Origin of the sequence: Amycolatopsis sp. NPDC051903, from assembly GCF_044452505.1 — a bacterium.
Classification (GTDB): Bacteria; Actinomycetota; Actinomycetes; order Mycobacteriales; family Pseudonocardiaceae; genus Amycolatopsis.
This window is the reverse complement of sequence record NZ_JBITBT010000045.1, coordinates 23429-44634: the sequence shown is the minus strand read 5'-3', so window position 1 is coordinate 44634 and position 21206 is coordinate 23429. Positions and strand designations below refer to the sequence as shown.

Below are 21206 nucleotides of genomic sequence, written 5' to 3'. Positions count from 1 at the left end.
CGTGCGGATCGCGATCGCCGCCGATCACAACGGCGTCGGGCTCAAGGCTCGCCTCTCCGCCTGGCTCACCGCCCACGGCCACGAGGTGGACGACCGCGGCTCGCACAGCGAGACGGACATCGTCGACTACCCCCCGCTCTGCGCCGACGTGAGCCGGCGCGTCGGCGACGGCCGCGCGGAGGCCGGGGTCATCGTCGGCGGTAGCGGGCAGGGCGAAGTCATCGCGTGCAACAAGATCCGGGGCGTGCGCGCGGGACTCGGGCACACCTCGTTCATGGTGGAGATCTCGCGCGGCAACAACGACGCCAACGTGCTCGTGCTGGGCACGAAGGTCATCACCGACGACGAAGCGGAACGGCTGCTCGCGCTGTGGTTGTCGACGCCGTTCAAGGGCGGGCGCCACCAGCAGCGCGTCGACCAGATCACCGCGCTGGAAGCCTGACCTCCGGCCGGAGCGGAGCAGCCGTCGGGATCTCGACGGCGCTCGCTTCGCGCAGTTGCCGGCCGCTCACGTGAGCCAGCAGCATGCGCAGCGAGTTGCCGTGGGCGACCACGAGCACCGCACGGCCCGATTCCAGCCGCGGCAGCAGCTCTTCGTGCCAATACGGCCGCAGCCGCTCGTGGACCATCGCCAGGCTTTCCCCGCCGGGAGGCACTCCGTCCGGTGTCCGCCGCCAGCACGCGACCGCTTCGGCGCCGAACCGCGCCCGCGCATCGGCGCGCCGGAGTCCTTGCAGGACACCGTAATGCCGCTCGACGAGTGCGCTGTGGTGCTCAACCTCGACGTCCGGCGCGAGCAGATCCCGGACGATCGCCGCGGTGCCGGCCGCGCGAACCAGGGGCGAAGCGTGCACGACGTCCGGGCACCAGCCGGCGAGCCCGGCCGCGGCGGCGCGCGCCTCGAGGACACCCGCCGGCGTCAGCGGGACATCGAGGTGCCCGGCGAAGACGTCCCCGGCGTTGGCCGTGCTCTCCCCGTGGCGGAGCAGGACCAGTCGGGTCACCGGTCGCGCCCGCGCAGGAACTCCAGGACGCGCGCGGGCGCGGTGGCCGCGGTCTGCTCGGCGACCGGGACGTCCCAGTATTCGTGCACCGGCAGGCATTCCTGGAGATAACGGGCGGCCGATGGGGCGTGCGACGCGTCCTGCCCGGGCACGATCAGCGCCGGGACGTCGCAAGTCATCAGGTCCTCGGGCTCCACACCCGGCACGGTATCGCGGTCGAAGAGCCCGCGCACGGAGCCGGTCACGAGCAGGTCGTAGCGCGCCGGATCGAGCGCTGCGTACGCCTTCGCGAAGGTCTCGTCGGTGCGCAGCGGCGCGGCCCAGGGGCCCACCCGCGGGTCGCTGCTGAAGCCCGCGGTCGTCGACCGGGCCAGGTCGACCACCGCCGGCAGCCCGTGCTCGGCGACGTAGGCGAGGTGCCGGACGAACCGGCGGTGCTGCGCCATCCGGTAGCGGGGCCCGCCGGCGGGCGAGAACAACACCATGCTGCGCACGCGCTCCGGCGCCGCGACGGCGAGCGCCGCCGCCGTGGAGCAGCCGACGCACCCGCCCATGGTGTGTGCCTCGTCGATCCCGAGGTGGTCGAGCAGCCCGAGCGCCTGGCGGACGTAGCCGGGCCAGTCCAGGCGCTCGACCCGGCCACCCGACTGCCCCGATTCGCGCCGGTCGAACACGATGCAGGTGTAGCCGGGTGTGAACGCGTCGACGAAACCGAGCTCGCGATACCGTCCGAAGCTCGTCCAGTTGTCCAAACTGGAATCGAAGCCGCCCGGGCTGAACATCAGCAGCGGCGGGCCGTCGCCGACAGTCCGGTAACGCGTGGCGATTCCGTCCAGCACGGCCACGGGCATGCGCGCACTCCTCAGCTCTGCGCCCTTCAGTTCCGGGGCACCTTGATGCCGCCCCGGATCTGCCGGCCGCCCCGGATGTCCTCGGCGCATTCGGCCAGGGCGTCGAACACGACCCGGGCGACGTTGGCGTAGGTGTCGACGTCCCGGTCGACGTTGGCGGCGTTGTACCCGATGGCCGCGGTGGCCATCCGGATCCGCCCGTCGAGCCACGGACCGCCGCCGAAGCCACCGAGCACGGGGATCGCCACGGCGTCGACCACCGCCGGCCCGACCACCGGACCGGAGTTGGTGAAGTTGAGCGCGACCGCTCCCGCTGATTCGAGCCGCCGGGCTTCCGCGACCAGCTCGTCGAGCATCTCGTCGGGCACCTGCGCGGCGCTGGCGGCGGAGTACTCGATGCCGTACTTCAGCGCGGTCTGCGGCGTGATCCCGAACTGCGCGAAAACCGGAATGCCCGCACGGGTGACCGCCTCGACCGCGTCCGGGAAGTCGGCGGCGCCGTCGAGCTTCACCAGGTCGACACCCGCCTCCTTGACCAGCCGGATCGCCGCGTCGACGGCACTGGCCGCACCCCGCTGGAGCGGGCCGAACGGGAAGTCGCAGCTGAGCAGTGCGCGCTGAACGCCGCGCCGGGCCGCCTTCGCGACGACGAGCACCTCGTCGAAGGTGATCTCGAGCGGGTGCGGCTGCCCCCAGAGGTTGACCCCGACGGTGTCGCCGACCGACACGATCTCCACGCCGACCCGGTCGGCGATGCGGGCCATCTGGTAGTCCCAGGCGACGACGCAGACACTCTTCTCGCCGCGCTCCTTCATCGCCTGCAGCGATGGAATGGTGACCTTGGTTTCGTCGGCGGGGCTCATGCGCGCGTCGCCCTCAGCAGCTCGAGCAAGTCGTCCTCTTCGGCCGGCACCAGCAGGATCCGGGCGTGCGGGCGCAGCGAGAACAGCGCCTCGTTGGCGATCCGGTCCGGTGTCACGACCAAGCCCGCCGTCATGATGCCACGCACCGTGCACGCCGCACCGATGGTGGCGGCTGCCTCCGCGTTCTCCCCCGTGGTCGAGACCAGGACGACGGTGTTGCTATCCTGCAGTTCCCCCGTGAGCGCCACCGGATCGCCCGCCATGGTGACGAGCTCGTGACCGGACCCGGAGACCGAGTAGAACCGCGCCTGCGCCCACGACTCGGCCGAAGCGTGCCGGACGATGCGCTCCGCCGCTTCGTCGAGCGCCACCACGCGCGTGTTGCGGGCGGCGGCCAGCGGGTAGTCGATCCGGAAGGCCGCTTCCTCGGCGGTCGCCGCCCGGGCGCAGCTGCTCACCAATCCACGTTGCGTCACGTCGTCGCCCGCCGTCTCAGACCGTCGTCTGCCGGACGCCCGGCTTGGCGACCATCGCCTCGCCGATCCCGTCTACAAAGGACTGGTCGGCGGGCAGCACGATCGCGACCGAGCGCACCTTCTGGTCCTGAGGACGGTTGCCGACCGGCTCGACGCCCTCGTCGGCGAGCGCCAGCGCGGCCTTGCGGAGCTTCTGGCGGGCCTTGATGATGCCCGCGTCGGTGGCGACGAGGCGTTCCTTGGTCCGGTCGACGATCGGCCCCATCGACTCCTGCAGGGACGAGTCCTGCAGCGCGATGCCCTTGATGCCGGAGTAGGTCTCCCCGCGCCGCTGCGCCTCGCGGTCCATGAGGTAGTCGTTGTCCTTGTTCGCGAGCGGCCGGTAGTTCTCGTCGTTCGCGCTGTGCACACCCAGGCCCGCGCGCATGGCGGAGACCTCGTCGGCCTCGAGCTGGCGGGTCGGGTGGTAGTCGAAGCTCCAGGCCCAGCAGTTCTCGTCGTCGATCGGCACCCAGAAGTGGCCGTGGAGCGGGTGATCGGCGCGAGGGGGGACCATGGTGAAGTTCGGCAGCACCCACGGCGTCACGCGCCAGTAGTAGTGCCCCTCCTCCGCGCTGCGGCGGGCACCGATGAGCAGGCCGCCCTCGTAGTCGACGACCTCGAAGAACGGCTTCAGGTCCGCCCGGTTGTAGGCGTTGCCCTTCGACCCCTTGAACAGCGGATCGCTGTCCAGGCTGCCCGAGTGCAGGAACGTGACGTGGCTGGAGTCGATGCCGCCTTCCAGCGCCTGCAGCCAGTTGCACTCCTGGAAGCGCTTCGACGTGAACGCCTGGCCCTCCGGAACGGTCACGAATTCCCATTCCGGGAGCGGCGGCTGCGTTTCAGGGTCGCCGAAGTAGGCCCACAGCACGTCGCCGCGCTTGACCATCGGGTACGACTTGAGCTTGACGTTGGCGCAGAAGTTGCTGGTCTCGGGCTCGCTCGGGACCTCGATGGCCTGACCGGTGTAGTCGTACTTCCAGCCGTGGTAGGGGCAGCGGAGCCCGCCCTGCTCGTTGCGGCCGAACCAGAGCGAGACGCCGCGGTGCGCGCAGAACTCGTCCATCAGGCCGTACCGGCCCTCCGAGTCCCGGAACGCGATCAGCCGCTCCGAAAGGATCTTGACCCGCACGGGCGGGCAATCGTCGGCAGGCAGCTCCTCGGCCAGGAGCACCGGCTGCCAGAAGCGCCGGAAGAGGCTGCCCATCTTGGTACCCGGCCCCGTCTGCGTCAGCAGTTCGTTGATCTCTGTTCGGAGCACGCTGAAGTCCTTTCACACCGGCGATCACGAAGACGCTATAGGATTGAATATCAGACCATTGAACCACTGGCAATGGCCAGTTGCGCGCCCCGAAGTCAGACGACCTGCTCACCGGGCACGTCGACGGTCAGCCCGTCGAGCTCGGGAGTCACCTCGATCTGACAGGAGAGGCGGCTGCCGGCCCGCCGGTCGCCGACCGCGAGATCAAGAAGGTCGTCTTCCATGTCGCCGACTTCGCCGACCTGGTCCAGGTACTCCTCGCGCACCCAGACGTGGCAGGTACCGCACGAAATGCAGCCCCCGCACTCGCCGATGATCCCCGGCACCCCCGCGCGCACGGCCGCGCTCATGACGCTCTCCCCCACGGAGACGTCGACCGCCCGCTCCGCGCCGGCGTCGTCGACGTACACGACCTTCGGCATAGCCCACTCCTCGACTCTGGCTAATGGACTTACCAATATACCGGTTCGCCTGAGGGGCGCAAGACACCGAGGGTGCGCGGAGCCACCGCCCGGCGATCAGGTCCACGGCGGCTCGCCGGCTTGCGGACGCCACCGAGCCGCCCCACCCTGCGCCACTCCCATTCGAATGGGACGCACGAGTTGATCTGTAAATTGCGCGACGTGTGACCTTTGACCGGTTGTCATCGCGTTGGCGAGGTCTGCGTAAATATGGTCTTTGGTCACCGGGGAAAGCATTTTCTTACGAGGTTCTAACACGCGAAGTGACGTGTCCGAGGACACTTCTCTTGCTGCAGGTGTCCGCGGATTTGCGGAGTACCGTCGGTGAAGTCGGGGCGCGCCGACGGAATATCGGGAAGCAGAATTCGAGAAGGAGAAAACAATGGGTTCTTTCAAGCCGGTTCCCCGCGACCACTGCGAAACTCGACGCGATGGCCACTACGACCGCAACCGGAAGAACAACCGGAACCGTCGTTACGGTCGCTGATCCCGAGCTGAAGATCGGGGCGAGCCAGTCCTGATCCGAAAAGAGGGGGAAGGGCCGGCGCGCCGAAAGCGCCGGCCCTCACTCCTTTTATCGGAGGCGGGGCAGGAATCCGCGCCCCGTCCTGGAACGATTCGAAACGAGGTGCAGCGTGACCGCCATGACTCCCGCGGTGGGCGCCGGCGGCAGCTACACCACCGACGCGGAAAGCCGGCCGAAGCCGTCGTCGGTTCGTCAGGCGTTTCGCCGGTTCTGGCCCTACGTCCGCGGCGAACGCCGGCTGCTGCTCCTGGCCGTTCTCCTGCTGGTGCTCAGCGCGGCCACGGAGACGGTGGCGATCTGGACCTTCGGCGCGATCGTCGACGACGCCTTGACCACCGGCGACCTGCACGGGTTCTGGCGCCCCGCTTGCGTGTGGGTGGTCATGACCGCGGTCGGGGGGTTCGCCTCGTTCGGGGGCGGGATCCTTACTTCCGTGGCGACCGAACGGTTCCTGCTTCGCCTGCGCGACGCGGTGTACGCGCACCTGCAACAACTTTCCCCCGACTTCTTCGCGCGGCACGACACCGGTGATCTGGTCGCCCGAGTGACGAGCGACGTCGAAATGGTCGAACAACTGACCGCTTCGGGCACGGTCGAAACCATCAGCGCGATCGTGACCGCGGTGTTCTACGGCGGCGCCGCGCTGATCGTGTCCTGGCACCTGGCGCTCGCCGCGTTCCTCCTCACCCCGCTGTTCCTCCTGGCGGCGCGGGTGTTTTCGAAGCGGATCAAGGCGGTTTCCCGCGACGAGCGCGACTACAACGGCCTGATCACCACCGCCGTTCAGGAGAGCCTGACCAACCTCACCCTGGTGCAGGCGTACAACCAGCAGCGGGCCGAACAGCAGCGGTTGCACAACCACGGCGCGTCCTGGATGCGAACCAGGGTCCGCGAGGCACGGGTGTCCGGGGCGTACACGCCGCTGGTGGACATCACCGAGGTCACCGCGCTGCTGCTGGTGGTCGGCGGGGGGATCTGGGAAATCAGCCAGCACCAGCTGACCCCGGGCGGCGTGCTCGCGTTCACCGCCTACCTCGGCTACCTCTACCCGCCGCTGCGCCGACTCGGTTCCCTCACGATCATGGTCAACGCGGCCACGGCGAGCTCCGACCGCATCGCGGAATTGCTGACCACGAGACCGGCGGTGGCCGACCACCCACGCGCTCGCGTGCTGACGCACTCCCACGGCGAGATCAGCGTGGACCGGGTCGACTACCGGTATCCGGACGCCGACCGGCCGGCGCTGGCCGAGCTGTCGTTCACGGTCCGCCGCGGCGAGTTGGTGGTGATCACCGGGGCCAGCGGCGCCGGCAAGTCGACGATCACGAAATTGCTGCTGCGCTTCGCCGACCCGTCGTCGGGCAGCATCCGGCTCGACGGTTTCGACCTGCGGGAGGTCACCACCGAATCGCTGCGCGAACAGGTCACCCTGGTACTGCAGCAGACCCAGGTCTTCCACGGCACCGTGCGCGACAACATCGCCTACGGGCGGCCCACGGCCACCGACGCCGAGATCGTCGCCGCGGCGATCGCGGCCGACGCCCACGAGTTCATCTCGGCCCTGCCGGCCGGCTACCAGACGGTGCTGGACAGCGCCGGCCAGCGGCTTTCCGGCGGGCAGCGGCAACGGCTGGCCATCGCCAGAGCATTCGTCCGCGACGCCCCGATCCTGGTGCTGGACGAGCCCACCGCCGGGCTGGACGCTGGTGCCGTCCAGCGGGTGATCGAACCACTGCGCCGGCTGGCCGGCGGCAAGACGACCATCCTGATCAGCCACGACCTGTCCCTGGCTCCGGCCGCCCACCACATCCTGATGCTGGACCACGGCCGGCTGGTCGAAGCCGGACGGCACGAGGACTTGCTGGCCGCCGGCGGACCGTACGCCGCGCTGTACGCGCAGCATCGGGCCGAAGTGAACCCCGTACCCACGTCGCCACGGCTGCGGGCAAGAACCGGTCTTCTCCCGCCGGGCCGCGGTTCCGGCAGTCACAGGCCCGCGACAGCCGCGCGGCGCATCGAGGGGGAACCAGTCCGCTGGCGGATCCACGGCCAGCTCTTCGAACCGGGGGAAGGCCTGTCGACGGCCGAATCCGGGCGCCGCAGCGGATGACGCATGACCGTCACCAGGCTGCGTGGAACCGAAACTCGGTGCCGGACGGGGCCATTCCTCACGCGCAGGGCCGATCCGGGCCGGCAGCCGTTCACACGGACCGCCGGCCCCGGGGACGCCGCGGGTCAGTTCTTCGCGGCCCGCCCCAGCCGCAGCGCGGAGACGAGGAAGAAGATCCCGCCGAGAACCGCGTAGCCGGCGAGAGTGGTCAGGGCCGCACCTTCCTTGGCGGACTGGAGGATGAACGTCGTCCCGGCCACCACGGAAATGCCGCCGCTGAGGATCATCGGCCACTGGCCGCCCATCCCGCGGCGCGCGACCCCGACGACGAGCTGGACCAGGCCCGCCACCACGGCCCACACGCCCCACACCCGCAGCACGCCGGGAATGCCCGACGAAGCGGCGACGGCCAGCCCGACGGCGGCGAGCAGGCTGATCACGACGTTCACGTACAGCCCGGCGACCGGTTTGGTCGTGCGCGCCGAGCGGGCGTCGACGACCGCGGCGGCGACGTCGAACACCGGGTACAGCACCAGCAGCGCGACGCTCACCGGCCCGAGCGCCGACGCGGTCGCGAACAGCAGGCCCGCCCACACGACGGCGAAGGCGAACCGGACGAAGTACAAGCGCCGCAAGGAAAGCGCGACGCCGGTGGGTGCAACGGCAGTGGTGGTCACAGAGGCTCCCCGTAAGTAGATAGAACGTTCGGTCTTTCTGTGGGGAACTATGTCAGCACTCGCTCACTTACGCAAGACCGAACGTTCTATCTGCTAAGCTGGCCCCAGCGATCCGAGAGGCGGCCGAAGTGGTGTCCGAAGCACGTTCCCGGCTGCTCGCCACGGCGAGCCGGCTGTTCTACCTCGAGGGACTCCACTCGGTGGGCGTCGACCGGATCATCTCCGAGGCGGCCGTCACGCGCGCCACGATGTACCGGCACTTCCCGGGCAAAGACGACCTGGTCGTCGCCTACCTGCAGGGCGCCGACCAGCTGATTCGCAGCCACGTCGAGCAGGCCCGCTCCGGCGCCGCCTCGCCGGCCGACGCCGTCCGCGCCGTCGCCGAATCCATCGCGAACGACATCCGCACGCGCGGGTTCCGCGGCTGCGCATTCCTCAACGCCGCCGCCGAGTACCCCGACCCCGCCCACCCGGCGCACCAGGCCGTGCTCGTGCACCGCCAGTGGTTCCTCGACACCGTCACCGACCTGCTCGCCGCCACCGGCGCCCCCGCCCCCGCCGCGCGCCACTTCGTGATGCTGCGCGACGGCGCCATGGCCGCCGGCTGCCTCACCGACCCCGAGCCGGTCTGCGAAACGTTCCTCCTGGGCGTGGAGGGGATCCTGAAGCACCGGGGAACCCGCTAGCGCGGCGCCCGCCGCCGAAGCGACCAACCCGTTCCGCCGATCTCCGCCCGGCCGAGGATCGCACCGGACGCCGAAGACGAGTGTCCACCGCGCGTCTTCCTGCGGGCCGCCACGGCTCGGTACTCCCTTTCCGGCCGGCGGTCGTCCCGGCCGGAGAGGAACGAACGATGCGGTTCAGCCGTCAGCGTTTCAGCGACGCGGGCCGTCGCGGCGGTCGTGGTGGTGCTCGGCGTGGCCGGGTTCGCCGCCGGGCCGGCGCGGGCGAGCGCGCAGAGCGCCGGCGGGACCATCTCGAACCGCCGGCGTCATCGTCGGCGCCCTCTACCGCGGTGGCCACTTCGGGCTCTCGCACTACTCCCCCAGCGGCGGCTGGACTGAGGGCTACGCGAGGAGCACGTCACCAAGCCCCGGCCGGGTGGGTTCTGCCGAGCCCGGCTCCCCGCGAGATCGCCGCGGCCGGCCACACCGATCTCGCGGGCGGACCCGCTCATCAGCTGCGGGTGAGGCAACCGGGCGCGGGTTCGCGTTTGCTTCGAGCATGTCCACTCTGGAAGTGACGCGCGAAGAGCTGCTCACCCGCGAGGAAGCCGCGAACCGGTTGTCGACGCTGGCGGCTGCGCTCGCCGGCGGTGAGAAGGTCGTCGTCCCGCTCGGCGGCAGCAAGGTGAAGGTGCACGTGCCCGACCACGTGCGCTGCGAGATCGAACTCGAGGTCGACGGCGACGAGGTCGAGCTGGAGATCGAGCTGAAGTGGCCCGCGCCGGAGCACCAGCAGCACTGAACCACCCCGAACCTCCTGCGTGCCGCCGGCCTGAACCGCGCCTCCGGCACGGGAGCCGCTCGGCAGGTATGGTCCGCGGCGCAAGGACTTGATCCAGCCACGCGGAGGTGTTCGTGCGCGCAGTGCCGGCCGATCGGGACAGCATCGCGATCTCCCGGCGCTCGGCGCTCGGCGTGCTGGGCATCGCCGCGGCCGGGCTCGGCCTGTCCGGCTGCAGCGAGCCTGCCGCCCCGGACGACACGCCGCAGCGGGTCGTCGCGCCACCACCGGACGGCGTCCTGGGCGCGAACTTCAACGGCGATCCCAGCCGGGTGAGCTTCGCCGAGCTGCAGGACGTCTCGGCGACCTGGCTGCGCGGGTTCTTCCCCATGCCGCAAGCCGATCAGGGCGCGGTGGCGGACGCGCCCGTGATCCGGATGCTCACCACCGCGGTCGGCAACGGCTACGGCACCGTGCTGTCGCTCAAGTTCCCGTACAACCGGGACCCGATGCCCGCGCCCGGCACGCCGGACATGGCCACCGCGCTGCGCCGGCTCGACGCGGTCCTCCCGGCCGTCCTGGGCACGGTCGACATCCTGGTGATCGGGAACGAACCGTTCATCGAATGCCGCGACCAGGACCGCGACGAGCGGCTCAACGTGTTCTACGAGGCCGTCGCGCGGCACGTGATCGACTACCGCGCGCGGAAGTGCGGCGCGGGCTGCAAAACCCAGCTGTACCTGGGCGCGCTCAACCACCTCGACCGGCCCGATTGGCGCACCGCGGCCACCGCCCGGTGGCTGACCTACACCCACGACACCCCGGAACTGTCCGGTGTGGACATCCACCCCACCTCGCCGCCCCCCGGCGACGACCAGGCGTTCCTCGACTACGTCCTGCCCAAGCTGCGCGCCGACCAGAAGTTCCTGGCCACCGAGTTCTCCTTGGTGCTGCTGTGGAAACAGCACCTGAAGGAGCCCGTCGACCCCCGCTTCGCCGCCCGTTACGGCGTCCCGCGCGCCACGATGGTCTGGCAGCTCGTCCGGGACGCCGCCGAAACCCCCTTCTCCCAGCAGAAGTGGGACGATTTCCTCGGGCTGTCGCCGTGGTTCCAGAACCACCACGAGTTCCTTTCGAACCAGCTCACCCGCTTCCGCGCCACTTCCCGCCTCGCCGTCGCCACCTACGGCATCACGCAGGACTCCGCCATGGTCCACGACTTCGGCCCGGATTCGACGCCCTGGCTCTTCACCAGCGTCTTCTGCCCCCTCGTGGTCGTTCCGGCGCCGTCCGGCCTGCCGGGCCGGACGACTGCGTGGGCGGATGAGTTCAGGCGACTTCAACAGAGGTGACCGGAGTTCGCCTCGGCGGCTCCTCGCCCTTGTCCATCCGCGCCTTCCCCGAGATCTGGGCGCGAGGGCGGGTTGTCGGTATCGTGGTGCCGGTGCCGACGTGGCGACTACGGGATTTCCACGACGACGATCTGGACCGCGTGATCCAGCTTTGGGATCAGGACCGGCAGGCGGACGATTCCCCTCCGGTGTTTCCGATTTCCGAGGTCATCGCCGCGACCCGGACCGGCGAACTCGTCGTGGTCGCGGTGGTCGGCGACGACGTGGTGGGCATGGCGGTCGCCCAGGCCCGGGGTGAGCGGGCCTGGATCGTCGGGATGGCGCTCGCCCGGATGTGGCGCAACCGCGGGATCGGCAGCTCCCTGGTCGGCGAACTCGAGCGGCGCCTGCGAGCGCAGGGCATCCGCCGGATCAGTGCACTGCTCCCGCCCGGCGCGACGGGAGCGACGGCCCTGGAGAACTCCGGTTACCTCGCGCGGCCCGGATTGGTGTTCTACGAGAAGGTCGAGCACCTCGGTGCCAGCGACGCGGGTCTGCTCGCGGAACTCGGCGGGCGGGTGCTGCCGCGGGGACTGTGGACGGATCTCGCCGGGATGGAGCACGAGAAGGAGACCATCGAGCGGCGGATAGTGCTGCCGCTGGCCGAGCCCGCGGTGGCGGACCGGCACGGCGTCACCCCACCGAAGGCGGTTGTCCTCTTCGGCCCGCCGGGCACCGGCAAAACGAGTTTCGCCAAAGCCGTGGCCTCGCGGCTGGAGTGGCCGTTCGTGGAGCTGTTCCCTTCCCGGCTCGCATCCGTGGGAGCGGGCGGTCTGGCCGACTCGCTGCGCGACGCGTTCGCCGATCTGGCCGCGCTCGAGACCGTGGTGCTGTTCATCGACGAGGTCGAGGAGATCGCCGGCGTGCGGTCCGGGCTGGCCGTCGATCCCGGCCACGGCGTCACCAATGAACTGCTCAAACTGATCCCCGGCTTCCGCGACCACGACAACCGCCTGCTGATCTGCGCCACCAACTCCGTCCGCTCCCTCGATCCGGCTTTCCTACGACCGGGGCGGTTCGACTACATCATCCCGGTCGGTCCCCCGGACCCGGCGGCTCGCGCGGCGATCTGGCGACGCTACCTGGGACCGGCTGCCGGCGGTGTCGACCTGGGCCGCCTGGTGTCGGCGAGCGAGTTGTTCACGCCCGCCGACATCGAGTTCGCCGCCCGCAAAGGCGCCCAGGCCGCGTTCGAACGCGAAGTCGTCCACGGTCACGAGACCCCCGCCGGCACGGAGGACTTCCTCGCCGCCATCGCCGACACGCGGCCCACCCTCACCGACCAGGCGATCAACGAGTTCCAGGAAGACATCGAGAAGTACGTGCGGATGTGAACGCCATCGAGCGCCGGGGCGCACGGTTCACGGCCGCACGATCGGCAGCAGGCCCCGTGTCCTACAGCGTGATCACGATCTTGCCGTGGACGTGGCGTCCGGCTTGCCGGGCCACGGCCTCGCGGATCTGCTCGATCGGGAAGGTCGCGGCGATCGGCACCGTGAGCCGGCCGGCGAGGATCGCGTCGGTGATCCGCTCCATGGCGCCCGGACCCGCGTCGAAGCCGCCGGTCGCGCGCACGCCGCCGGGTGGGTTGGGGCCCGCGGCGATGGTGGAGATCCGCTCGGGTGGCACGCCGAGCGCGAGCGCGGCCTCGGCCGTCTCGGTGCCGAACAGGTCCGTCGCCGCACTCACGCCCTCGGGAGCCAGGGCCCGGACCCGGTCGGCCAGTCGAGGGCCGTACGCCACGGGCTCGGCTCCGAACTTCCGCAGGAACTCGAACGTGTTCTGCGAGGCGGTTCCGATCACCCGCGCGCCGGCGAGCTTCGCGAGCTGCACCGCGAACACACCCACACCACCCGCGGCACCCCCGACCAGGACGGTGTCACCCGCCCGCAGGTCGATCGCCGCCAGAGCGGCGGCGGCGGTCAGCCCGGCCACCGGAATCGTGCCCGCGACCTCGTCGCTGATGCCTTCCGGCGTGTGCCAGAGCGCTTCGGCGGGCGTCTTCACCAAGAAATCGGCAGCGGCTTTGCCCAGCGCGCCGCCGAAAACGCGATCGCCGACGGCAAAACCCGTGGCGCCGCCGCCGACCTCGTCCACCACTCCGGCGAAGTCGTAGCCGAAGCCCGACGGCACGGTGATGCCGAACTGCGCCGCCGCCTCGGGCCGCTCGGCGAGGAGCCAATCCATGGGATTCAGCCCGGCGGCCGAGACGCGGACGCGAACCTCGCCCGGCCCGGCGTGCGGTTCCGGGGCGTCTCGCAACTCCAGCACTTCGGGACCGCCAAACGTCTCGTAGACAACCGCTCGACTCATGGGGGACCTCCACACACTCAGTGATGGCACTTGGTCCCATCACCGTACACGAGTCACGGGACCAAGTGCCGTACCCTGTTCGCATGGCCCGCTGGTTACCCAACCCATCGCAGCGACTCGTCGTCGCCGCCCTCGATCTCTTCTCGGAGCGGGGCTACGAGAACACGACGGTGGTCGAGATCGCCGAGCGCGCCGGACTCACGAAGAGCACCTTCTTCCGCCACTTCCCCGACAAGCGGGAAGTTCTCTTCGGCGGGGAGGCGATGGCGGACCTGGTCGCCCAGGGGATCGCCGCGGCGCCGGCGGAGGCCGGCCCGCTCGAAGCGGTGGCTCACGCCTTGGACGCGATCGGGAGGGAAGCCTTCACCCCCGACCGCCGCGAGTTCAGCACCCGGAGGCGGGCGGTGATCGCCGCCAACCCGGAACTACGGGAACGGGAGGCCCTGAAGGGGCTCGGCCTCACCGCGTCGATGATCGACGCGCTCAAGCGCCGCGGCATCCCCGACCTGGCCTCGTGCGTGGCCGCGGAACTGGGCGCGCTCGCCTGGAAGATCGCCTACGAACGCTGGAGCGACCCGGCCAACGACGACGAGTTCGGCGAAGTCGCACGCCGAGCACTCGACGAGGTGCGGGCTGCCAGCGCTTTGTGCTGACAGCAGACCGGCAACCGCGCGAATTCAGCTCGACCACATCGTCCGGACGACATCGGGGAACCCGGCCACCCCGCACAGGGCGAGGTTTCCCCAGAGTCCCGTTAGGACACTTCGGCGGCGCCCGGTGAATGACCGGCACGATCCTTGCGGAAAATGGCACTCGTGCGCCTTGTTCATTCCGGCGGAGTTCCGGACTGCGTTTCCACCCGCGCCCAGGCGGGGTGCACCACCACGCGGTGTGGCCGACATCATCATCAGCCCCGGAGCGACCCGGGACGAGCAGTCACCCGCGTCCGACGGCGGCGCACCTTGCCCGAATCGCCCGATTCTGCAGTGCGGAACTCGATTCTTTTGCCCTAATCAGACCTTATCGGACACAGGCAAAGCGAAAACTTTTGCTGACAGTCAGTTACATTGACTATCACTCTTGGTCAGAGAAAACCGTTGTGCCCCAACGCACAATGGCCGCGAAGGGCGCAGCACTGCAATCATGCTCCGCAGTGACGGGGGTAGCAAAAGGAGCACAGACCATGACCAACACCATGTCCGTGGACGGCACGGCGCGAAATTCCGGGAGCGGCACCTACGCCGATCTGCTCGTGCGCAACGGCCGGATCCACACCGGCGACCCGGCCCGCCCCGCGGCGTCGGCGCTGGCGGTGCACGACGGCCGGATCGTGGCGGTCGGTGACGACGAGGACGTCGCGCCCCTCGTCGGTCCGGCGACGCGCATCGTCGACGCACTCGGCAAACGAATCATCCCCGGCCTGAACGACTCGCACATGCACGTGATCCGCGGCGGGCTCAACTACCTGCTGGAGCTGCGCTGGGACGGCGTGCCGTCGCTGCACACCGCGCTGTGGCTGTTGCGCGACCAAGTCCGGCGAACGCCGGAGGGCCAGTGGATCCGCGTGGTGGGCGGCTGGACCGGGGAGCAGTTCGCCGAACGACGACTGCCCACCGTCTCCGAGCTGAACGCCGCGGCGCCCGAGACACCGGTGTTCGTGCTGCACCTCTACCAGTCGGCGATCCTGAACCGGGCGGCGGTGCGGGCGATCGGGCTGACCAAGGACAGCGTGGCACCCCCGGGCGGAGAGATCGTCCGGGACCACGCGGGGGAGCCCACCGGCCTGTTGCTCGCCACACCCGCGTCGGCCCTGTTGTTCTCGGCGCTCGGTAAGGCGCCGGCGCTCACCGAAGAGGAGCAGGTCGTCTCGACGCGCCACTTCCTCGCCGAGCTCAACCGGTTCGGGCTCACCAGCGCTATCGACGCCGGTGCCACCTTCCAGGACTTCCCCGACAACTACGCGACAGTGATGCAGTTGGCCGAGCAGGGCCGGCTGACTGTCCGGATCGCCTACCACCTGTTCGCGTACAACACCGGCCAGGAACTGGAGGACCTGCGGCGGTGGACGGGGCTGGCGAAGCCGGGTTACGGCGACGAGTGGCTGAGGTTGAACGGTGCCGGCGAGAACGTCGCGTGGTCACCCGCGGACTTCGAGAACTTCACACAGCCCCGGCCGCTGCGCCCGGAGCGCGCGGACCGGGAGCTCGAGGCCGCGATCCGCCTCCTGCTCGACGAGGGCTGGGGGTTCCGGCTGCACGCCACCTACGACGAGACGATCCGCGCCGACCTCGACGTGTTCGAGAAGGTGGCCGCCGACGGTGGGTTCCCCCGCGGCGTGCGGTGGTTCTTCGACCACGCCGAGACCGTCTCCGAAGCGAGCCTCGACCGGATCGCGGCGCTGGGCGGCGCCGTCTCGATCCAGAACCGCATGATGTTCCAGGGCAGCGCCTTCGCCGACCGCTACGGCACGGCGAAGGCCGCGAACACCCCGCCGATCCGGCAGATGCTCGACCGCGGGCTCGTGACGGCGGCCGGTACCGACGCGACCCGGGTGTCGAGCTACAACCCGTGGCTCTCGCTCGAGTGGCTGGTCCGCGGGCGAAGCGTCGGCGGCCGGCTGCTGGCCGCTCCGGAGAACCGGCTGAGCCGCGAAACGGCGCTGCGGCTCTACACCGTGGCCGGTGCGGAGCTCACCGGGGAGGCGCACGTCAAGGGCGTGCTCAAGGAGGGCTACTACGCTGACCTGGCCGTGTTGTCCGAGGACTACTTCACCGTGCCCGAAGAGGACATCTCGCACCTCGAATCGCTGCTGACCGTCGTCGGCGGGCGGCTCGTCCACGCCGCGGGCGAGTTCGAGGGCATGGCCGCTCCGCTGTCGCCGGTCGAACCGTCGTGGAGCCCCGTCGCCGCCTTCGGCGGCTACTACCGGACGATGCCGCCCAGCTCACCGTCGGGCGTCCGCCAGGCGCGGGCCGTGGCGGAGGCGGCCGCCGAGTCCGAGGAGCACCGCCAGTGGCGCGTCGCCCGCGGCGACGCCGAAGACCGCGTCCCCGGCTCCGCCACGTTCGACCCCTGCTGACCGAATCCCGCTGCCACCCCGCCCCCGGGGTCCCGGCGGCCCGAACCGCGAAGGAAGGCCGTGTTCATGTCCGATTCCCCCACCCCGGACCCGAGGTCCGGGGTCACCGACGAGGTCCTCGCGACGAGGACCATCGACGGCGTCGACTACGTCTTCACCCTGACCACGCTCGCGCCGGGTGCCGCCACCGGCTGGCACACCCACCCGGGCGCCATCTACTCCGTCGTCCACAGCGGTGCCCTCACCCACGGCCTCGCCGGCTGCAGCACCGAGGTCATCGGACCGGGCGAACCCTTCGTCGACCACCCCGGGGAAGTCCACATCGGACGCAACCTCGGCACCACCCCGACGGTCGTCGTCGGCCTCGGTGCCCTCCCCCACGGCGCCCCGTTCGCGACGTCCGCGACCGACCCCGGGTGCGCGGCCGAATGATCGGCGGGCGCGGAGCCGCGATTCCCACAAACGCGGTTTCGGCCCCCTTCCCCTGCTGAAAGCGGATCAGCCGAGCCGGTCGCCGTCGACGCACCTGGCTGCGACCGGCTCGACGCTTCTCCCGGTCAACCGCCTCCACGCACCGCGTTGGCAGCGGCGACGATGGCGCGCACCAGCCGGGATTCCGTCCGGTACCGCGCTTCCAGCTCGGCGGTCGGGGTGGTCGCGGTGGCCGGTGCCGTGGCGAGGATGGCGGACCAGACGTCCGCCACGGTCGCGCACGGCACCGGCTGCCGGCCGGGGAGGGAGACGGCGAAGCCGTCCGGGCGGCCGGCGACGCGGATCCGGTTGCGCGCGGCGGCGCACAACGCGTCGAGGATCTGGCCGGCGATCAGGTTGCCCCGGGTGGTGCGGCCGTCCGGGAACACCGGGTCGGTGGCCACCGTCCGGCCGCAGGCTCCGCACACCTCGAACCCCTTTCCTCGCAAGCGTTGTCAGGGCATCACGTCGCCGGAGTTGGGCCCCAGCGTCTGCCCGACGAACAGGTTCCCGCCGGGATCACTGGCCAGCAGCAGTGCCGCCGGGGCGACCTCCTCCGGGGTGCCGAACCGGCCCAGTGGCAGCTCGGCCCGCTTGGCCACCTTCCACGCCTCGGAGATGCCGTCGACCAGCGGGGTTTCGATCGGTCCGGGGGCGATGGCGTTGACCAGCACGTTGTCCGCAGCCACCTCCAGCGCCACCGCCTTGGTGAAGCCGATGACGCCGGCCTTGGCGGCGCTGTAGTGCCCGAGCCCGGTGCCGCCCTTGATACCCAGCTGCGAGGAGATGGTGATGACGCGGCCCCATCGCTGGGCGCGCATCGGCTTGAGCACCTCGCGGCTGCACAGGAACACCCCGGTGAGGTCGACCGCGATGGTCTCGTTCCACACCGCCAGGTCCATGTCCTCGGCCGGCGACTCGGTGAGCAGCCCGGCCGAGTTCACCAGGACGTCGACGGTGCCGAACTCGGCCCGCACCGCCGCGAACGCCGACCGCACACTGTCCTCATCGGACACGTCCACCGCGGTGACACCGGGCCCGGCCGTCCGGTCGAGGACGGCGACCCGGTCGCCGTTGTCCCGGAACGCGGCCGCGATGGCCTTGCCGATGCCGCTGGCGCCACCGGTGACGACGACCGTCCGGCCGCTCGCGCGGGTCACGCGCGCATCCGGACGGTCAGGCCACCGTCGACGACGATGGCCTGCCCCGTCACGTAGTTCGCGGCCGGCGAGGTGAGGAACCCGATCACCTCGGCCACCTCCTCCGGCCGGCCGACGCGGCCCCACGGGATGTCGCCGCCCGCGCGGCGCAGCCCGTCCGGGCCGAGGGAGTTGACCGGATCGAGCGACTGCGGGGTTTCGATCAGGCCGGGGATCACCGCGTTGGCCCGGATCTGCCGCGGCCCGAGTTCGACCGCGACGCTGCGGACCAGGCCCAGCACCCCGGCCTTGGCCGCGGCGTAGTGGGCGTGCTCCTCCCAGCCGTAGACGCCGCCGGCGATCGAGGACACCGCGACCAGCGCGCCGCCCTCGCCCATCCGGATCGACCCGGACCGCAGCGTGCGCAGCACCCCGGTCAGGTCGACGTCGAGCATGTCGTGCCAGCGCTCGTCGGACAGTTCGGCCAGTGCGGAGTTGCGCAGGATGCCGGCGTTGGCGACCGCGTAGTCCAGCCGGCCGAACTCGTCGACCGCGCGTTGCGCGAACGCTTCCACCTCCTCGGTGCTGCGCACGTCGACCTCGTGGACCACGGCCTTCCCGCCGGCCGCCTCGACCTGCCGCAGTGTTTCGGCCGGGTCGTGCGGGTCGCCGGGGAACGTGCCGATCACCGTGTGCACGCCGCGCCGGGCGTAGTGCACGGCCAGTGCGCGGCCGATGCCGCTGGCGGCACCGGTGACGATCGCCGCTTTCGGCTCAGACGACATCCGGGTGGTCCTCTCGCAGCGCGGCCACGGGCGGTTTGGCCCCGATCATCAGCACACCGGAGACCGCGGTGCCGAGCGCGCCGACCCACAGGGCCGCGGCCCCGGTGCCCGCGCCCGCCGCGACCGCGGTGAACAGGGCGCCGCCGATGATCGTGCCGGGCTGGCTCATCGCGCCGATGAACGACGTGCCGGTGGCCCGGCAGCTGACCGGGTAGCACTCGGCCATGAAGTACTGGATGGCCGCGTACGGGCCGACCAGGAAGAACAGCCCGGCGCCGTAGGTCAGGATGATCACGAACGAGCTGCTCGCGGCGGGGCTGAGCATCAGCGCGAAGCACAGGCCGGAGATGATCCAGCCGATGATGATGGTGCGCTTGCGGCCGATCCGGTCACCGAGCCAGCCGTGGAACACGTACCCGAAGTAGCCGATCGCGTTGATCACGATCAGCATCCAGAACGCGCTGGACAGCGAAACGTCCTTGGCGTTCTTCAGCACCGAACTGCCCAGCACGCTGAAGATCGCGATGCCGAAGAAGTTGAGGATCCAGGCCAGCGACAGCACGATCGTGTTGCGCCGCAACGCCGGTTCCCACAACCGCTTCAGCGGCGAAGCCGAGGAGTGCTCGACCCCGTAGGACGCGGCCAGCGCGTGCGCGTCGGCCGTCCGCCCGCCCTTCTCCAGCTCGGTCAGCTTCTGGTGCAGCTCGAACTGCGGCGTCTCGCGCAGCTTGCGCCAGATCACCCAGACCACGATCGCCGCCGGGACCGCGGCCATCACGTACAGCGCGCGCCAGCCCAGCGAGTCCAGGAAGACGAACGCGAGCGCGCTGGACAGCAGGAAGCCCAGCGGCCAGCCACCCTGGATGAACGAGTAGTAGAAACCGGGGCGCTTGCGGCGTTTCTCGTCCTCGGTGACCTGGTAGACCTCGTTCATGTAGGTCGCGTTCACCGCTTGCTCGGAGAACCCGAGGCCGCCGAACGAGCGGATGACGGTGATGATCACGCCGCTGACCGCGCCCAGCGCGGCCGGGATCACCGCGGTCAGGGTGGAGATGATCGCGGTGCCGCCGATGGTGGTCATCATGCCGCGGCGGCGGCCGAGCCGGTCGATGATCGGGCCGATCCCGAAGCACACGATCGCGGTGCCCACGGCGATCCACGTGTTGATCTGGTAGGCCTCGGACGCGGTCCAGCCGAACGACTCCTGCATCGCGGGCAGCAGCGTGCCGAACAGGCCGTAGTCGAACACCGCGATGGTCCAGGCGATCAGGGCCAGGACCGTGGCGGTGCGGGTCGCTTTCCGGGAGAAGACCGGGAATCTGCGCTTCTCGTCGACGGCAGGCGCCGTCAGGTCGATGGGCTTGGCGGATTCGACGCTCACGAGCCCGCTCCCTTCCGGGGGTTGCGGGACAGGAACGAGTCGGCGATCTGGTCGAAGGTCAGCCAGCTGACGCCCTCGTGGCCGTTGATGTGGTCGATCAGCCGCTCCAGCATGAGCAGCACCTGCGGGCGCCCGGACACGTCCGGGTGGATGGTCATGGTGAACGTCGCCTGGTCCATCTCGCGGTAGACCCAGTCGAACTGGTCCTGCCAGGTCTGGCCGAGCTCACGCGGGCTGACGAAGCCGTGCGAGTTGGCCGACGCCTTCACGAACATCATCGGCGGCAGGTCGTCCAGGTACCAGTTCGCCGGGATCTCGACCAGGTCCGTCTCCTCGCCGCGGACCAGCGGCTTCATCCAGGTCTCGGCAGGCTGGGCGTAGTCGATCTTGGTCCAGCTGTCGCCGACCCGGACGTAGTACGGCTCGAAGTCGCGGTGCATCAGCGAGTGGTCGTACTTGATGCCCCGCTCGAGCAGGATCTCGTTGGTGACGGGGGAAAATTCCCACCACGGCGCCACGTAGCCGGTGGGGCGGCGGCCGGCGACCTTCTCGATCAGCTCGATCGAACGGTCCAGGATCGCCGTCTCCTGCTCGCGGGTCATCGCGATCGGGTTCTCGTGCGAGTACCCGTGCGCGCCGACCTCGTGCCCGGCGTCGACGATCGCGCGGGTCAGGTCGGGGAAGGTCTCGATGGAGTGGCCGGGCACGAACCACGTGGTCGTCAGCCCGTAGCGCTCGAACAGGCGCAGCAGCCGCGGCCCGCCGACCTCGCCGCTGAACATGCCGCGAGAGATGTCGCACGGCGAGTCCTCGCCGCCGTACGAGCCGAGCTGGCCGGCCACGGCGTCGACGTCGACACCGAACGCGACTTGGATTTCCTTCGTCATGAACAAGCCTTTCGTGGAGTGGGGAGCAACTGGTGCGGGCGGAGCA

Annotated in this window: 22 protein-coding genes; 9 read left to right on the top strand and 13 right to left on the bottom strand. The window is 70.3% G+C overall.

Going from position 1 to position 21206, the window contains the following annotated elements; genetic code table 11:
- The first annotated feature begins 1 nt into the window (after position 1).
- Positions 2-442, top strand: a complete 441-nt coding sequence (locus ACIA77_RS45475) for an RpiB/LacA/LacB family sugar-phosphate isomerase (protein WP_395892409.1) — start codon at positions 2-4, stop codon at positions 440-442.
- On the opposite strand, the gene ACIA77_RS45470 is transcribed toward ACIA77_RS45475, so the two are convergent.
- From ACIA77_RS45470 to ACIA77_RS45445, 6 genes are all read right to left on the bottom strand, one after another.
- Positions 423-1004 carry a 2,3-bisphosphoglycerate-dependent phosphoglycerate mutase gene (locus tag ACIA77_RS45470; RefSeq protein ID WP_395892408.1) on the bottom strand — a complete coding sequence of 194 codons (582 nt, stop codon included), beginning with the start codon at positions 1002-1004 and terminating at the stop codon, positions 423-425. The genes ACIA77_RS45475 and ACIA77_RS45470 overlap by 20 nt on opposite strands.
- A complete protein-coding gene (locus ACIA77_RS45465) occupies positions 1001-1855 on the bottom strand; it encodes an alpha/beta fold hydrolase (RefSeq protein ID WP_395892407.1) in 855 nt (284 codons plus the stop codon). The genes ACIA77_RS45470 and ACIA77_RS45465 overlap by 4 nt, the downstream gene beginning before the upstream one ends.
- A 26-nt stretch (positions 1856-1881) precedes the next feature.
- On the bottom strand, positions 1882-2718 hold the full coding sequence (locus ACIA77_RS45460; protein WP_395892406.1) for a 3-methyl-2-oxobutanoate hydroxymethyltransferase: 837 nt from the start codon (positions 2716-2718) through the stop codon (positions 1882-1884).
- Positions 2715-3176: a hypothetical protein gene (locus ACIA77_RS45455; protein ID WP_395892405.1), complete on the bottom strand. Its 462-nt coding sequence runs from the start codon at positions 3174-3176 to the stop codon at positions 2715-2717. The genes ACIA77_RS45460 and ACIA77_RS45455 overlap by 4 nt, the downstream gene beginning before the upstream one ends.
- 34 nt (positions 3177-3210) lie before the next feature.
- Positions 3211-4494, bottom strand: coding sequence for a Rieske 2Fe-2S domain-containing protein (locus ACIA77_RS45450; protein WP_395892404.1), 1284 nt, complete (start codon positions 4492-4494; stop codon positions 3211-3213).
- A 95-nt stretch (positions 4495-4589) separates the two neighbouring features.
- Positions 4590-4916: a 2Fe-2S iron-sulfur cluster-binding protein gene (locus ACIA77_RS45445; protein ID WP_395892403.1), complete on the bottom strand. Its 327-nt coding sequence runs from the start codon at positions 4914-4916 to the stop codon at positions 4590-4592.
- A 683-nt stretch (positions 4917-5599) separates the two neighbouring features.
- Between ACIA77_RS45445 and ACIA77_RS45440 the strand changes: the two genes are divergently transcribed.
- Positions 5600-7591, top strand: coding sequence for an ABC transporter ATP-binding protein (locus tag ACIA77_RS45440; protein WP_395892402.1), 1992 nt, complete (start codon positions 5600-5602; stop codon positions 7589-7591).
- Between the two features lie 125 nt (positions 7592-7716).
- Here the strand turns inward: ACIA77_RS45440 and ACIA77_RS45435 are convergent, their stop codons facing one another.
- Entirely contained in the window at positions 7717-8268 is a 552-nt protein-coding gene (locus ACIA77_RS45435; protein WP_395892401.1) for a hypothetical protein, read from the bottom strand.
- Between the two features lie 131 nt (positions 8269-8399).
- Here ACIA77_RS45435 and ACIA77_RS45430 point away from each other — a divergent pair, with 131 nt between their 5' ends.
- The 4 genes from ACIA77_RS45430 (at position 8400) to ACIA77_RS45415 (ending at position 12439) form a co-directional block, all read left to right on the top strand.
- Positions 8400-8954, top strand: a complete 555-nt coding sequence (locus tag ACIA77_RS45430; protein ID WP_395892400.1) for a TetR/AcrR family transcriptional regulator — start codon at positions 8400-8402, stop codon at positions 8952-8954.
- Positions 8955-9492: 538 nt separating this feature from the next.
- Positions 9493-9735, top strand: coding sequence for an amphi-Trp domain-containing protein (locus tag ACIA77_RS45425; RefSeq protein ID WP_395892399.1), 243 nt, complete (start codon positions 9493-9495; stop codon positions 9733-9735).
- 113 nt (positions 9736-9848) lie between these two features.
- Positions 9849-11066, top strand: a complete 1218-nt coding sequence (locus ACIA77_RS45420) for a hypothetical protein (RefSeq protein WP_395892398.1) — start codon at positions 9849-9851, stop codon at positions 11064-11066.
- 92 nt (positions 11067-11158) lie between these two features.
- Positions 11159-12439 (top strand): ATP-binding protein, encoded by a 1281-nt coding sequence (locus ACIA77_RS45415; protein WP_395892397.1) that lies wholly within the window; start codon positions 11159-11161, stop codon positions 12437-12439.
- A gap of 61 nt (positions 12440-12500) precedes the next feature.
- Here ACIA77_RS45415 and ACIA77_RS45410 read toward each other — a convergent pair whose 3' ends face one another.
- A complete protein-coding gene (locus ACIA77_RS45410) occupies positions 12501-13418 on the bottom strand; it encodes an NADP-dependent oxidoreductase (RefSeq protein ID WP_395892396.1) in 918 nt (305 codons plus the stop codon).
- An 83-nt stretch (positions 13419-13501) separates the two neighbouring features.
- Between ACIA77_RS45410 and ACIA77_RS45405 the strand changes: the two genes are divergently transcribed.
- The 3 genes from ACIA77_RS45405 (at position 13502) to ACIA77_RS45395 (ending at position 16929) form a co-directional block, all read left to right on the top strand.
- Complete coding sequence (locus tag ACIA77_RS45405) at positions 13502-14071, top strand: TetR/AcrR family transcriptional regulator (protein ID WP_395892395.1); 570 nt, start codon at positions 13502-13504, stop codon at positions 14069-14071.
- A 530-nt stretch (positions 14072-14601) separates the two neighbouring features.
- Complete coding sequence (locus tag ACIA77_RS45400; protein WP_395892394.1) at positions 14602-16497, top strand: amidohydrolase; 1896 nt, start codon at positions 14602-14604, stop codon at positions 16495-16497.
- A 66-nt stretch (positions 16498-16563) separates the two neighbouring features.
- Positions 16564-16929: a cupin domain-containing protein gene (locus tag ACIA77_RS45395; protein WP_395892393.1), complete on the top strand. Its 366-nt coding sequence runs from the start codon at positions 16564-16566 to the stop codon at positions 16927-16929.
- Positions 16930-17054: 125 nt separating this feature from the next.
- Here ACIA77_RS45395 and ACIA77_RS45390 read toward each other — a convergent pair whose 3' ends face one another.
- The 5 genes from ACIA77_RS45390 to ACIA77_RS45370 are packed head-to-tail and all read right to left on the bottom strand — an operon-like array spanning position 17055 to position 21160.
- A complete protein-coding gene (locus ACIA77_RS45390) occupies positions 17055-17396 on the bottom strand; it encodes a hypothetical protein (RefSeq protein ID WP_395892392.1) in 342 nt (113 codons plus the stop codon).
- A gap of 27 nt (positions 17397-17423) precedes the next feature.
- Positions 17424-18128 carry an SDR family NAD(P)-dependent oxidoreductase gene (locus ACIA77_RS45385; RefSeq protein WP_395892391.1) on the bottom strand — a complete coding sequence of 235 codons (705 nt, stop codon included), beginning with the start codon at positions 18126-18128 and terminating at the stop codon, positions 17424-17426.
- Positions 18125-18892 carry an SDR family NAD(P)-dependent oxidoreductase gene (locus tag ACIA77_RS45380; RefSeq protein ID WP_395892390.1) on the bottom strand — a complete coding sequence of 256 codons (768 nt, stop codon included), beginning with the start codon at positions 18890-18892 and terminating at the stop codon, positions 18125-18127. Before ACIA77_RS45380 ends, ACIA77_RS45385 begins: the two co-directional genes overlap by 4 nt.
- Positions 18882-20273, bottom strand: coding sequence for an MFS transporter (locus tag ACIA77_RS45375; RefSeq protein WP_395892389.1), 1392 nt, complete (start codon positions 20271-20273; stop codon positions 18882-18884). The genes ACIA77_RS45380 and ACIA77_RS45375 overlap by 11 nt, the downstream gene beginning before the upstream one ends.
- Positions 20270-21160, bottom strand: a complete 891-nt coding sequence (locus ACIA77_RS45370; RefSeq protein ID WP_395892388.1) for a polysaccharide deacetylase — start codon at positions 21158-21160, stop codon at positions 20270-20272. Before ACIA77_RS45370 ends, ACIA77_RS45375 begins: the two co-directional genes overlap by 4 nt.
- Positions 21161-21206: the final 46 nt, after the last annotated feature.